Genomic DNA, 14,884 nt, shown 5'->3' with positions numbered 1-14,884 from the left:
TCCGAATGAACGGAACCGCACAGTACCAGATGATCGAGGAACGTTTGATTCAACTGATCGCCAAAACGGCGAGAATGGAACCGCACACGCTGGACACCCGCGAGAACCTGATCGAACTCGGCGCGGATTCGATTATTTTGACCGACGTGAACAGCTATATCCGCGAAGAATTTCGCGTCGACATTCCGCTGACGCTGTTTTTTGAAGAACTGACTTCGATCGCGGAGATCGCCGCTTATATCGAGCCGCGCTACGAAGGGAACTCGGCGATCCCGGCAATCCCGGATAGCCCGGCGTTCGTTCCGGCAGCGGACCCGCTTCCGGCCGCCGCTGCGGCGGCGCAGGCGCAGGATAACCTGCCGCCTGTCCACACGCCGAATCAACCTTTCTTCCCGTCCCCCCTTCAATATCAGCCGCTGCCGCCGGCGTCTTTTTCGCCGCATCCGCCCGGACTGCCGGCTGTCGAGACCGGCTTGACCGACCTGTTCGCGCGGCAGCTGGACATTATACATAATCAGATTCAGATGCTCGCGGGCGCCGCTGCTCCGGGGATGTCGCCGACGAAGACGGCTGCCCCAAGCGCCGGAATCTCTGCTTCCGCCGCGGCTGTCGCACCGCCCGCGGCCGACCGCCCAAGCGGCGTTTCCGTCGTGTCCGCAGCCGCGCGTCCGGGCCAGGGCACAGCTTCGCCGCAGCCTTACGTGGCGCACAAACCGATCGATACGCACAAAAAAAAGCTGACCGAAACGCAGGACCGACATATCGCCGAACTGATGGAGCGGTACACGGCCAAGACGCAGCAATCGAAAGCTTTTGCCGCGGCTTCCCGTCTGCCTTACGCCGATTGGCGCAACATTTCCGGCTTTCGTCCGGCGATCAAGGAAATGGTCTACCAGCTCGTATTCAAGCACAGCCGCGGTTCGCATATTACCGATATCGACGGCAACGATTATATCGATTTGACGATGGATTTCGGCGCGAGCCTGTTCGGGCATAACGAACCGTTTATCAAGGAAGCGATTGCCGAGGAGATGGACAAAGGCTTCCCGCTGAGCCTGATCACGGACCTGTCCGGCGAAGTGGCGGAACTGATCTGCGAGTTCACGGGCAACGAACGCGTCTCGTTTTTCAACTCGGGCACCGAAGCGGTCATGGTCGCTATGCGACTGGCGCGCGCCGCTACGGGACGGGACAAAATCGTCCTGTTCTCCGGCGCGTACCACGGCACGTTCGACGGCGTTCTCGGCATGCATCCGCTGCACAAAGGCGCGGGCGCCGCTTCGCCGATCGCGGGGGGCATCCCGCAGTCTTACGTAAACGATTTGTTCGTGCTGGATTATGACGATCCCGAATCGCTTGCCTTTATCGAGCGGCATGCCGGCGAGATCGCGGCCGTGCTGGTCGAACCGGTGCAGAGCCGGCGGCCGGACCTGCAGCCGCGGGCTTTCCTGCACAAGCTGCGCGACCTGACCCGGCAGGCGGACATCAAATTGATCTTCGACGAGATGATTCTCGGTTTCCGGATGGGGCCGGGCGGCGCCCAGGCGTTCTTCGGCGTGCAGGCGGACCTCGTCACGTACGGCAAAATCGTCGGCGGCGGCATGCCGATCGGCATCGTCGCGGGCCGATCCGACGTCATGAACGGTATCGACGGCGGCGTATGGAACTACGGCGACGATTCGGTGCCGCCCGACGAAGACCGGCGCACGTTTGCCGGCGGCACGTTCTGCCATCATCCGCTGGCCATGGCCGCGGCCAAAGCGGTCCTGCTTCGTATCAAAGACGAAGCGGACACCCTTTACGAGCCGATCAACCGCCGCACGCGGTTTTTGGCGGAGCGTTTGAATACGTTTTTCGAAGCGAACGAAGTGCCGATCCATATCGTCTACTGCGGTTCGCTTTTTCGCTTTATGCTGCGCGGCAATCTGGAAATGTTTTATTACCATCTGCTTGATCAAGGCGTGTACATCTGGGAAGGACGCAACTGCTTCCTGTCCGCCGCGCATACAGACGACGATATCGACCGCGTGATCGAAGCGGTAGAGAAGACCTGTTTGCGGATGAAAGGGGTCTTTTTCGGGACAAAAGAAAAAGCGGTGCCGGCGCTGCGCCGTTCGGCGATCGCGCTGACGGCGGAGCAGCACAAAATGTTGGCGTTCGAAGCGCTGAATCCCGGGACGAGCGCTTTTCACCAATCGGTCCGTATGGGCATCGGCGGTGAAGTCGATGCCGCGCGTCTGGGCCGGGCGGCCGATATCGTCGCGGAGCGGCATGAAGCGCTGCGCTGCGTATTGGCGGACGAACAGCCGGAGCTGCGCGTGACAGATCAGGTGCGGACGGACATTGCGCAGCGGACTGTGACTGCGGAGCAGGCAGAGGCAGAAGCGGCGCAGCTCGCGCGGCTTCCGTTCGATCTGCGCCGCGGACCGCTGCACCGGATCGCCCTGCTGCGGATCGAAGGCGACGATTCGCGCGTCGAACTGCTGTTCACCGCGCATCATTTGGCGCTGGACGGCTGGTCCGTCTCGCTGTTCTGCGAAGAATGGATCGCCGTCTACAACGCGCTGGCCGAAGGGACGGCCGCCGTGCTGCCTGAAGTTGTGGCGTACGGCGCCTACGCGGAGACGCTGCCGCCGGCGGCCGCTTTCGCGGCGGCGGACAGTTCCGGCGATTCGCCCGGCGACCGCCGGCATGCCGCGGACAACCGGGTGCGTCTGCCGCGGAGCGATTCGCGCAGCGTCCGGTCTTCCGGGCGCGGCGAGAGATTGACACGGCGTGCCGATGAAGATTTGCTGCGCAAAGTGCGCAAAGCTTCGGCGGCCACCAAATGCAGCCCGTTCCTGTTCTTCTTGTCGGCGTATCAGATCGCGCTGCGGACGATTACGGGACAGCGGCGCTTTGCGGTCGGCGTGCCGGTCGCGGGGCAGCAGGCTTTCCTGCCCCGGGCGCTGATGGGCAACTGCGCCTCGATTCTGCCGGTACCCGTCGATTTCGGGCGCGATACGACGCTCGGCTCGCTCGCCGCCGGCAACCGCGAAGTGCTGGGCCAGGCGGCCGAACGGATCCGCGCAGCGCATAGCGGAGACGAACCGGCCCGGACCCTGAACGTCATGTTCAATATGGACCGCATGCCGCAGACCCAATCTTTTGCCGGTACGACGCTGCGCATGCTTCCGCTGCCGGTGGACGGCGTCATGTACGAACTGTTCGTCAATATCGTCGAATACGATGGGGAATTGGTATTCGATCTCGACTTCGACCGCGATTTGTACACGTCCGGCACGATCGAGCGTTGGTTCGACCTGTATCTGTCGCTGATCGGGCAGCTGTGCCAGCATCCCGGCCAGCCGCTGCATACGCTGAGCGCGTATTCCGCGGCGGACGAGCACTTGGCGGCCGGAGCGGCGGAAGCGTTCGGGTACGAGGCGCTGCTATCGCAAACGAAGTTCGATCCGGCCGATTACGCTATTGAAGCAGGGCGCATAACGGCGCGCATCGTAAGCGAAGAAGCGCTTCCCGCCGTTACGGGCAGCTACGGCTTTTTGAGCCTCGGGCCCGACCGGGCGGAGCGGTACACGTCGAACTGGCTGGCGCGGATCGAACCAAGCGGCCGCCTGGAGCTGGCCGGACCGGCCGACGACTGCTTTTTCGAGAGCGGAAGTCTGTACAGCCCGTGGCGGATCGCCGAGTGCCTGAACGCCCATCCGCACTTGAGCGACGTGTGTGTGACACGGGATACGGCGAGCGGAGAAATTTCCGCCGAGTTCTATAGCAACCAAGCCGGATTGACCGCGGAAGAGCTGATCCGGTGGAGTCTGGAACGCTTGCCGAGAGCGGTCATTCCGGTCCGCTTTTGCCGCAGGCAGCCAGGGGCCGAACCGCGTCTGCTGCACCTTCAAGCCGGCACGTCGCACATGAACGACACGGAGCTGTGGCTGCACGGCATCGTCGGCCGGCTGCTCGGCCATACGGGCTTTGGCCCGGACGACAACCTGATCTCGCTCGGGCTGCAATCGCTTGGCCTGCTGCGGCTGGTCGCCGAAGTGCAGGGCAGCCGCGGCGCAAGAATTCCGCTGAACGAACTGGCGGACTCGCTGACGCTGCGCGCCGTCGCGGCCAAGATCGACGCCTGGACGGATCTCGGCGGATCGGAGAGCGTAGAGCGCGCCGGTCTGGACATTCCGCGCGTCGCAGAGGCGGAACATTACGCGGCATCGTCCGCCCAGCAGCGGATGTACATTTTGCACGGCATGAATCCGGACAGCCTCAACTACAATATGCCGGCGCTGATCGAAATCGAAGGAGACTTCGACTTCGATGCGTTCGTGCGGGCGCTGAACGGCCTGATCGACCGGCATGAGAATCTGCGCACCGTGTTCGCGGAGAAAGACGGCGAGATCGTGCAGCTCATTCGACCGGCGCTGAAGCTCGAAGTGCCGCGGATGACGGCGAAGCAGGGCGAAGCGGCCGAAGATATTCTGGGCACGCTCGGTCAGTCTTTCGTCCGTCCGTTCGATCTGAACGAAGGCCCGCTCATTCGGGCGGCCGCGGTGGACGGCGGTCCGGATCGGAACTGGCTGCTGCTCGATTTTCACCATATCGTGTTCGACGGAGCGAGTTCGCTCGTATTTGCGCGCGAGCTGATGGACTTGTACGAGAACCGGGAACTTGCTCCGCTGCGCTGCCAATACAAAGACTTCGTCGCGTGGCAGAGCGAGCGGCTTGTGTCCGAAGAGCTGCTGGAGCAGGAGAGATTCTGGAGCGACCGCCTGCGCAGTCCGGCTCCGGCCGGCGGAATCGCCGCCGATTTTGCCCGCACGGACGTGCCGGACTCCGGCGGCGTGCTGCGCTTCGACACCGGCCTTGAAACAAAGCTCGAAGTGGAGCGGCTCTGCCGGGCGGCCGGCTGTACGCCCTTCGTCTTCTTCCTCGCCGTGCTCGATACGGTGCTGTCCGTGCATGCGGGACGCCCGGACCTGACGGTCGGCACGCTGGTCGAAGGACGGAGCCATCCGCAGCTCGAACCGCTGATCGGCATGTTCGTCAACACGATTCCGCTCGCCTGCCGGATCGAAGCCGGCCAGACGTTCGAATCGCTGCTGCGCGATCTTCAGCGCGGAACGCTTGAAGCGTTTGCCAATGCCGACGTGCCGTTCGACCGGATCGTCGAATTGTCCGGTACACCGCGGGTCAAGAACCGCAATCCGCTGTTCGACGTGCTGTTCTCGTATCAGGGATTCGACGAGCTGAAGCTGCGTTCCGGCGGCGCTTCGTTCCAGTACAAGGAACTGGTGCCGGACGATTGCAAATTCGATCTCGAATTCGAAGTCGTGGACCGGGCGGACGGATATCAGTTCGTGCTTCAATATTCGCGCGGCCTGTACAAGGCGGCGACCGTCGAACGGATGCTGGGCCATGTGACGGCTGTGATGCGGCGGGCGTTGGCCGAGCCGCGCACGGAGATGGGCGCGCTTGAGATTGTCACGCCGGAAGAACGCCGGGAAATTCTGACGGCGTTCAACCGCCCCGCGGCCGATCTGGCCGCGGGCGACGGCCTGCTGCCGCGCTTCGAGCGCTGGGCGGAACAGACGCCGGAGCATCCGGCGGTCGTCTGGGAAGATCGCCGCGTCTCGTACCGCGAATTGAACGCGGAAGCGAACCGGCTGGCCCGCCGCCTGACCGCGCTCGGCTTGGGCCGCGAATATCCGGTCGGCCTGATGCTGGACCGCTCGCCGGAGATGGTCGTCTGCATGCTGGCCGTATGGAAAGCCGGCGGCGCGTACATTCCTGTCGACGCCGAACATCCGCTCGGCCGGCGGCTCGACCTGCTGGAAGAAGCGGGCTGCGCCTACGTCATCTGCCGCGACGGCGCCGACACCGAATTCGCGGACCGTTTCGGAGGCCGTATTTTACATACCGACTCTTTTGCGGACGAATTACAGGGCTTGGACGACACCAACCCGGGCATCGTTCCGGCGCTTGACCAGTTGGCCTACATTTTGTTCACTTCCGGTTCGACGGGCAAACCGAAAGGCGTCATGATCGAACACGCCGGCATGATCAACCATATTTTGGCGGAACGCGACATGCTCGGACTGGGCCAGGAGCTCGTCTTCGCGCAGACGGCCGGACACTGCTTCGACATTTCGGTCTGGCAGCTGGTCGGCGCGCTGGCGCTCGGCGGCACGACGGTTATCTATTCCAACGAACTCGTGCTTCAGCCGGACCTTTTCCTCGACCGGATCGGCCGCGACGAAGTGACGCTGCTTGAAGTCGTGCCTTCGTATCTGGGCGTGCTGATGGATTTGATGCAGGCTCAACCGGGAGAACGCTTCTTCTGCGGCACGCTCGGGCATCTGATGATTACCGGCGAATCGGTCCGTCCGGATCTTGCGGCGCGCTGGTTGTCGCTGCGGCCGGACGTGCCGGTCGTCAACGCTTACGGCCCGGCCGAAGCGTCCGACGACGTGGCCCAATACGTAACCCGCGACCTGTCGGAAATCGGACTTCAGCTTCCGATCGGCCGGCCGCTGTCCAATATCCGCATCTATATTCTCGACGCGCAGGGAAGATTGTGCCCGGTCGGCGTGCCCGGCGAAATCTGCGTGGCCGGCATCGCCGTCGGCCGCGGGTACGTCGGCGATCCGCAGCGGAGCCGCCGGTCGTTCGCGGTCGATCCTTACGCGGATCGCTCGCCGGATGCGGGCAGCGGCGAAGCCGCCGCGCCGGCCGACCGGTTGTACCGGACCGGAGACCTCGGCAGCTGGCAGCCGGACGGGAACCTGATCTGTCTGGGCCGGATCGACGAACAGGTCAAAATACGCGGGCACCGGATCGAGCCCGACGAGATCGAATATGCGCTGCGGCAGTATCCCGCGGTCCAGGACGCGGCGGTCGCTGTCCGCGCCGACGCTTCCGGCGATCCGTGCCTGTGCGCGTACGTGATCACCGGCTCGGCCGTCGAACCGGAAGACGCGGCGCGGCTGCGCGAATGGCTGCTCGCGAGACTGCCCGAGTATATGGTGCCGGCCTACTTTATCGGGCTGGAAGCTTTCCCTCTGGGCGCTACGGGCAAGCTGGACCGGCGCGCACTGCCACACCCGCAGGCAGCGGCGGCGCGCGTGTACATGCCGCCGCGCAATGCGGCCGAAGAGCGGATGCTGCGCATTTTCAAGGAAGTGCTCGGGCTGAGCGAAGCCGGGGTCGACGAGAACTTTTTTGCGATCGGCGGCCATTCGCTTCGCGCGACCCGGTTGATCAACGCGATCGAAAAAGAAACGGGCTGCCGTCTGAGCCTCAAAGACGTGTTCGCGTATCCGAGCGCGGCGGAACTCGCTGCGTTGGCGGAACAGGCAGCGGCGGAACCGTTCCTGCGTATTCCGCCTGCGGAACGCAAAACCTATTATCCGATGTCGCCGGCCCAGAAAAGGCTGTTCCTGATCCACGAGATGGAAGACCTGGGCACGGCTTATAACATGCCGGGATTGCTCCATCTCGAAGGCGGGATCGACGCGGCGCGGATCGAAACGGCGTGGGCGGCCCTGATCGCGCGGCATGAAGCGCTGCGGACGACGTTCCGCCTGATCGACGGCGTGCCGATGCAGCAGATCGCGGAGATCGGCGCTTCGCCGTTAGCTAAGGTCGAATACGCGGACGCAGACAACGGCGTCTCGCCGGAAGCTGCGCTGCGCGAATTCGTGCGGCCGTTCGACTTGGCCGAAGGTCCGCTTATGCGCATGCAAGTCGTCCGCATCGGAGACGACGCCGGGTTCATTCTGTTCGACATGCACCATATCGTGTCGGACGGCGCGACCGTCAATTTGATCGCGCGGGATTTTGCCCGCTTCTACCAGGGAGAGATTCCCGAAGCCGTCGTCACGCCTTACCGCGACTACAGCGAATGGATGCGTACGCTCGATCTGGAGTCGGAGCGCAAATATTGGTCCGACTTATATGCCGACGAAGTGCCGCGGCTGGACCTGCCGCTCGATGATCCGCGCGGCGCCGTGCGCAGCTTCGAAGGAAATGTGTACCGTTCGCAGCTCGGCCGCAAAGCTTACGACGGCGTCGTTCGCGCGGCCCAGGCTGCGCAGGGGACCGAATATATGGTGCTGCTGGGCGCGTTCATGCTGCTCGCTTCCAAATATGCGATGCAGGAAGACGTCGTGATCGGCAGCCCGATCTCGGGGCGCACGCATCCCGACCTGGAACATACGGCCGGCATATTCGTGAACACGCTCGCTCTGCGCGGCAGACCCGAAGCCGGCAAGAGCTGGACGGTCTTTCTCGAAGAAGTCAAAACCGCCTGCCTGCAGGCGTACGAACATCAACGCTTCCCGTTCGAGGAACTGGTCGAACATTTGGGCGCGGAGCGGGACTTGTCGCGCAATCCGCTGTTCGATTTGATGTTCGTCATGCAGAACAACGAAGAGACGGAATTCGCCGCCGAAAGTCTGCGGCTCGGCGATCTGGATGCCGATACGGGCATCGCCAAGTTCGATCTGACGCTTACCGTCGTGCCGTCGGCGGACGGCTGCGACTTGCTTTGGGAATACGCTTCGGCGCTGCTGCGTCCGGAGACGGTCGAGCGGATGGCCCGCCATTTCGGGCAGCTGCTCGAAGCGGTGCTGGCCGAACCCCGGATCGGGCTCGGCGAACTGGAGATGTTGTCCGTTCCCGAGCGCGAACAGGTGCTGCAGAAATTCAATCCGCCGCAGGCGGACTACCCGGCCGGCTTGACGGTCAAAGAGCGCTTCGAGGAACAGGTACGCCTGCATCCCGACCGCCTGGCTGTCTGCGACGGGGAAGAAAGACTGACTTACCGGGAGCTGAACGCGCGCGCCAACCGGATAGCCCGGCAGCTGCTCTTTTCCGCCCGCGGCGAAGGGGAACTGGTGGGACTGCTGCTGGAACGCAGCGCCAACATGGTGGCGGCGATTCTCGGCGCGGTCAAATCGGGTCTGGCCTACGTGCCGATCGACCCCGAAGCTCCGGCGGACCGTATGGCGTACATGCTCGAAGACAGCGGAACGCGCCTGCTGATCCACGGTCGTGCACTTGCGGACCGGATCGACGGATACGCGGGCGAGGCGTGGGCATTGGAAGACATGCTGGAGAGCGCAGACGGGGACAGCGACGGCGACAACCCGTCGGTTCCCGTACGGGCGGACAGCGCCCTGTATGTGATCTACACGTCCGGTACGACCGGCAATCCCAAAGGCACGGCTGTCGAACATCGCAACGTGATCAGCCTGCTGCTAAGCGAAGCGTTCCCGTTCGAGTTCGACGAGCATGACGTCTGGAGTCTGTTCCATCTGTATACGTTCGATTTTTCGGTCTGGGAAATGTACGGAGCGCTGCTGCGCGGCGGCCGGCTGGTCGTCGTCTCGAAGGAAGCGACGCGCGACAGCGCCGTGCTGCTCGACGTGCTGCGGCGCGAACGCGTGACCGTGCTGAACCAGGTGCCTTCTTCGTTCTACGAATTGATGCACGCCGAGCAGGCGCAGCGCAGCGAAGGCGCGGAACCGCTCCCGGTCAAGCATCTGATCTTCGGCGGCGAAGCGCTGGAAGCGGGCCGGCTGGACCGCTTCCGGCAGCATTATCCGGACATGAATCTCGTCAACATGTACGGTATTACCGAGACGACCGTGCACGTGACGTACCAGCCGATCGGCCGGGCGGAGATCGAACGTTCTTCGCGCAGTATCGGCCGGGCGCTGCCGACGCTTAGCCTGTATGTCATGAACGGCAGCAAGCTGTGCGGCATCGGCATGCGGGGCGAAATTTGCGTGACGGGAGCGGGCGTGGCTAGAGGTTATCTGAATCGCCCCGAGCTGACGGCGCAGCGCTTCACGCAGCATCCGTACAAGCCGGACGAGCGCATGTACCGCTCCGGCGATCTGGGCCGCTGGCTGCCCGACGGAAGCGTCGAATATTTGGGCCGGATGGACGACCAGGTCAAAGTGCGCGGCTATCGCATCGAGCTGGGCGAGATCGAGAACATCTTCAGGAAGCAAAAAGGGGTGCGCGACGTCGCCGTCATCATTCGCAAAGACCGGGCGGGCGACCCAGCCATCTGCGCGTACCTCGTAAGTGACGAACAGTACGGCGCGTTCGATCCGGACGAAGTCAGACGGCAAATCGCCCGCGACCTGCCGTCGTACATGATTCCGGCTTCGATCCGCGTGCTGGACAAAATGCCGATCACGGCCAACGGCAAGCTTGATCGCCGGGCGCTGCCGGAACCGGAGTTTGCCGTCAGGCAGGCGTATACGGAGCCGCAGGGCGACAAGGAAATCGCTTTGGCCGACGTGTTCGAGCAGGTGCTCGGCATGCAGTTGATCGGCACGGACGACAACTTCTTCGAACTGGGCGGCGATTCGATCAAAGCGATCCGCGTCGTCTCCAAGCTGCGCGAGTCCGGTTACGACCTCAGCGTGCGCAACCTGATGATGGGCCGCACGATTCGCCTGATCGCGGACCTGGTCGTTCCGACGGACGGGGCGGTGCAGCGGTACCCGCAGGAGCCGATCGAAGGCGAAGTCGCTTTGACCCCGGTGCAGCGCGAATTCTACGGCTGGAAGCTTGAGAAGCCGCACCATTACAACCAGTCGGTCATGCTGCATGCGGCCGCGCCGCTGGATGAGACCGTGCTCGGCGAAGCGCTGACGGCGCTCGTGCGCCATCACGATATGCTGCGCGCCGGGTTTGCGCCGGAAGGCTTGCAGTCGGTTCGGGCCGCCGATACGCAGCCGTCGTTCGATCTGTCGGTCTTCGACTTGTCGCATCTCGGCCTGCCGGATGCCGAAGATCGAATCCGGCAGGAAAGTTCGCTGCTGCAAAGTTCGATCCGGCTGGATGCGGGGCCGCTGCTCAAAGCCGGCTTGTTCCGCACAAGCGAAAACGACCGCCTGCTGATCGCGATTCATCATCTGGTCGTGGACGGCGTCTCGTGGCGCATCCTGCTTGAAGATCTGGAATCCGCGTACCGCCGGATCGAGCAGGCGGAGCCGGTCGAACTGCCGGCCAAAACGGCATCGTACGCCGCCTGGGCCGAAGCGCTGCGGGAATACGCGTACAGCGAAGAACTGGAGCGCGAACTTCCGTATTGGGCGGAGATCGGGCAGCGTTCGCTGGCGCTTGCGGTCGAACAAGATTCGGCGGCCGCCGTGCCGTTCGTGTCCGCGGAAGCGTTCTGCGTCCTGAGCGAAGAACCGACGCGCCAACTGCTGCACGAAGCCGGGCAGGCGTACCAGACGCAGATCAACGATCTGCTGCTGACGGCGCTCGGCCGCAGCGTGAAGCGGTGGGACGGCCGCACAGAAATTTTGCTCGAACTGGAAGGACATGGCCGCGAAGCGATACACCGGCCGATCGAAATCGACCGGACGGTCGGATGGTTTACGAGTCTGTTCCTGGTCATTTTGCGCTCGGACGGCGAAATCGGGCACGATATTTGCGCGACCAAGGAAACGCTGCGCAAAATTCCGAATCACGGCCTCGGTTACGGCGTGATCCGGCATCTGCGCGGAGAGACTTCGATATCGGCACAGGCGGAATTTTGCTTCAACTACCTCGGCCAGCTCGACGGCGAACAGGAGACGGGCCGACTGCTTGCGCTGTCCAACGAACCTTCGGGAGACAGCACCGCCGCGGAGAACCGCCCGCCCCAACCGTTTACGCTCAACGTCAGTGTCCTGCAGGGGCGCCTGATGATGGACATGCAGTATCATCCGCTGCGCTACACGCGGGAAAAAGCGGAAAGCTTTGCGGAAATTTTCAGGCAAACGCTGACCGAGATCGTCGAGCACTGCGCCACCAAAGAAAACGTGGAGTATACCGCTTCGGACTTCGGCGATCTGGATCTGGAGATGGACGAATTTTCGGAAATCATGAAGAGCTACACTTGAGAATCGGAGCTGAACGATGACAAACAACGTAGAAAAGATTTACGCGCTGACGCCCATGCAGGAAGGCATGCTGTACCATCGGCTGATCGACGAGAAGTCTTCCAGCTATTTCGTTCAAAACACGATCCGGTTCGACCAAAGCCTCGACCTGTCCGCCGTCCGCGACAGTCTGCTGCTGCTGACCCGCAAGCACGAAGTGCTGCGCACGTCGATCTTTTACCGGAAAATCAAGCAGCCGCGCCAAATCATTCTCAAAGAGCGCGACCTTGGGCTGGAACACGTCGATCTCGGGCATCTGCCGGAACAAGAAGCGCAGGCGGAGTTCGAAGCGGTCAAGCGGGCCGATCTGGAACGGGGCTTCGATCTGGAAAAAGATCCGCTTATGCGGGTGACGGCCGTGAAGATGGGGGCGGAGCGCTACAAGCTGATCTGGAGTTTTCACCACATCATCATGGACGGTTGGTGTATGGCGCTGATCGTCAACGATTTTATGCACAATTATGAAAAGCTGGCCGGCGGCCTGCCGCTGCCCCGCCTGCGCGCGGACATCGAACGGGACGCGCAGCATGCGGTCACGTTCGAACACTACATCAAATGGCTCGGCTCGAAAAACAAGGAAGCCGGGCTGCGCTATTGGAACGGGCTGCTTATGGGCGTCGAGCGCTCGTCGGGCATCGAAGCGTGCGGAAGCGCCGGCAGGTCGGAGCGGCAGACCGAACAGGTTCAGCTTGAACTGTCTGTGCAGACGTGCCGCCTGCTCAAATCGGCGACCCAGCAGCTGAACGTTACCGCCAACACGCTCGTCGAAGCGGCGTGGGGCATCCTGCTGCAGCGGTACAATGCGTCCGAAGACGTCGTATTCGGCAAAGTCGTTTCGGGGCGCAGCCCCGAGCTGCGCGGCATCGAGCAGACAGTCGGACTGTTTATTAACACGGTGCCGGTCCGCGTTCGCCGCGCCGCCGGCGAGACGTTCGCCGGGTTGGCCCGGCAGCTTCAGGACCAGGCCGCGGAGAGCACGGCGTACGATTACTGCGCGCTGCCCGAAATCCAGGAACAGACCGAACTCAAAAGCGACCTGCTGCGCACGCTGATCGCTTTTGAAAACTATTACGTCGACGAAGAAGCGCAGCAGACCGGCGGGCTGTCTTTTGAAGTGGAATCGCTCGAAGAACGGACGCATTACCCGCTGTCGCTCGTCGTCTATCTGGACGAAGTGCTGCGTCTGGAGATGATGTACGATCCTTCGGTCTACGCCAAAGCAGAGATCGAGCTTATTCTCGGCCGACTGAACGCGATTTTGTCCCAGGCGGCCGAACGGCCGGAGATCGAAGTCGACGAGATCGCACTGGTCGGCCCGGACGAACGGGGCCGCATCGTGCAGACCTTCAACGATACGCGGCGTCCGTATGCGCGGGAGTCTTCGCTGCAGACGCTGTTTGCGGCGCAGGCGCTGCGCACGCCGCACGCCCAAGCGGTACTCAGCCGCCGCGACGCGCTGACGTACGCCGAACTGGACGCCTGTTCGGACGCGCTGCTGAGCGCGCTGCGCCGCGCCGGCGTCCAGGCGGGCGAACGGGTCGGCATCCTGACCGACAAAAGCGGCTTGTACGTCGCCGGCCTGCTGGCGATACTCAAAGCGGGCTGCGCGTACGTGCCGCTGACGAGCGGCGACCCGGCCGAGCGTCTGTCGGCGCTGCTCGGCGACGCCGACGTGTCGGCGCTGCTGCACCTGCCGGGGCAAAGGGATACTGCCCGTGCTATTGCGGGCGGGCGGCCGTTGGTCGAGCTGGACCTGTCGGCGGCGGCCGACTATCCGCCGCACGCTGACTTGGCGTTCGGTGCCGTGTCCGATGCCGCATCCGCGCCGCCTAATCCCGGCAGCGGCGAAGACGAAGCGTACGTGCTGTTCACGTCCGGCACGACCGGACGGCCCAAAGGCGTCCGCGTGCGCCATCGCAGCGTGACCCGGCTCGTGCAGGGCACCGGCCTGCTCGATTTTGCGCAGGCANTTCGACGCCTCGACGTTCGAGATCTGGGGACCGCTGCTCAGCGGCGGCTCCGTCTACCTGAGCGAACCGGCCGAAGTGCCGGACGCCGCGCAGCTGCAAGCGAAGCTGCGGGAGCACAATATCAATATAATGTGGATGACCGCGCAGCTGTTCAACCACTATATGGACGACGATCCGGCATCGGTGTCGACGCTTGACGATCTGTTGATCGGCGGCGAACGGTTGTCGCAGCGTCACGTATCGAAGCTGCTGGAACAACCCCGGCGGCCGCGCCTCATTAACGGCTACGGCCCGACCGAAAATACGACGTTTTCGCTCATGCACGTGATCGAAGACGTGAACGGCCCGCTGCCGATCGGACGTCCGATATCGAACAGCACGGCGTATATCCTTGATCCCGGCGGCCGGCTGTGCGGCATCGGACAGCCCGGCGAACTGGTCGTCGGCGGCGACGGCGTGGCGATCGGCTACCTCAACCGCCCGGAGCAGACGGCGGAGGTGTTCGGCGAAGATCCGTACGCCGCGGGCGGCACGTGGTACCGTACAGGCGATCTGGCCCGCTGGCGGCCGGACGGCACGGTCGATTATTTGGGCCGGACCGATACGCAGGTGAAGATCCGGGGCTACCGGGTCGAACCGGGCGAGATCGAGCACGAACTGCGGAGCGTCAGCGGCGTGCGCGACGCGGCGGTGACGGTGCGCGAAGATCAATATGGTGCGGCGTATCTGTGCGGGTATGCGGCCGCCGACGACTCGGTAGACGTCGACGAGATCCGGCGCGAGCTGGGCCGGCGGCTGCCGGGCTATCTGGTGCCGGCGTCGATCACGCGGCTGGACCGGCTGCCGATGACGTCAAACGGCAAGCTGGACCGTGCCGCGCTGCCGGAGCCGGCGGCGCCGCAGGCGGCGGAATACGCCGCGCCGCAGAATGAACGCGAAGCGGCTGTCATCGAAGTGTTCGAAGAT

General features: G+C 63.4%; 2 protein-coding genes and 1 pseudogene (1 of these 3 cut by a window edge). All 3 read left to right on the top strand.

All coding sequences use genetic code 11. The features are described from left to right. The first annotated feature begins 5 nt into the window (after positions 1–5). Positions 6–11,909 (top strand): non-ribosomal peptide synthetase, encoded by an 11,904-nt coding sequence (locus tag FTE24_RS03810; protein WP_150229486.1) that lies wholly within the window; start codon positions 6–8, stop codon positions 11,907–11,909. 16 nt (positions 11,910–11,925) lie between these two features. Then, positions 11,926–13,881 (top strand): annotated as a pseudogene (locus FTE24_RS03805) (condensation domain-containing protein); the annotation flags it as partial. Positions 13,882–13,906: 25 nt separating this feature from the next. Then, positions 13,907–14,884 carry the beginning of a non-ribosomal peptide synthetase gene (locus FTE24_RS23150; protein WP_160441639.1) on the top strand. Its footprint extends 7,878 nt past the window's final position, so 978 of the gene's 8,856 nt are visible here — the first part of the coding sequence; it begins with the start codon at positions 13,907–13,909; its stop codon lies off the right edge, out of view.

Origin of the sequence: Saccharibacillus sp. WB 17 (genome assembly GCF_008634075.2) — a bacterium.
Classification (GTDB): domain Bacteria; phylum Bacillota; class Bacilli; order Paenibacillales; family Paenibacillaceae; genus Saccharibacillus; species Saccharibacillus brassicae.
The sequence above is the reverse complement of the archived record's forward strand: the minus strand, read 5'-3'. Positions and strand labels throughout refer to the sequence as shown.

Coding starts and splice junctions, on each gene's coding strand:
- FTE24_RS03810 (WP_150229486.1), top strand. CDS start 6: ATGAACGGAACCGCACAGTACCAGATGATCGAGGAACGTTTGATTCAA.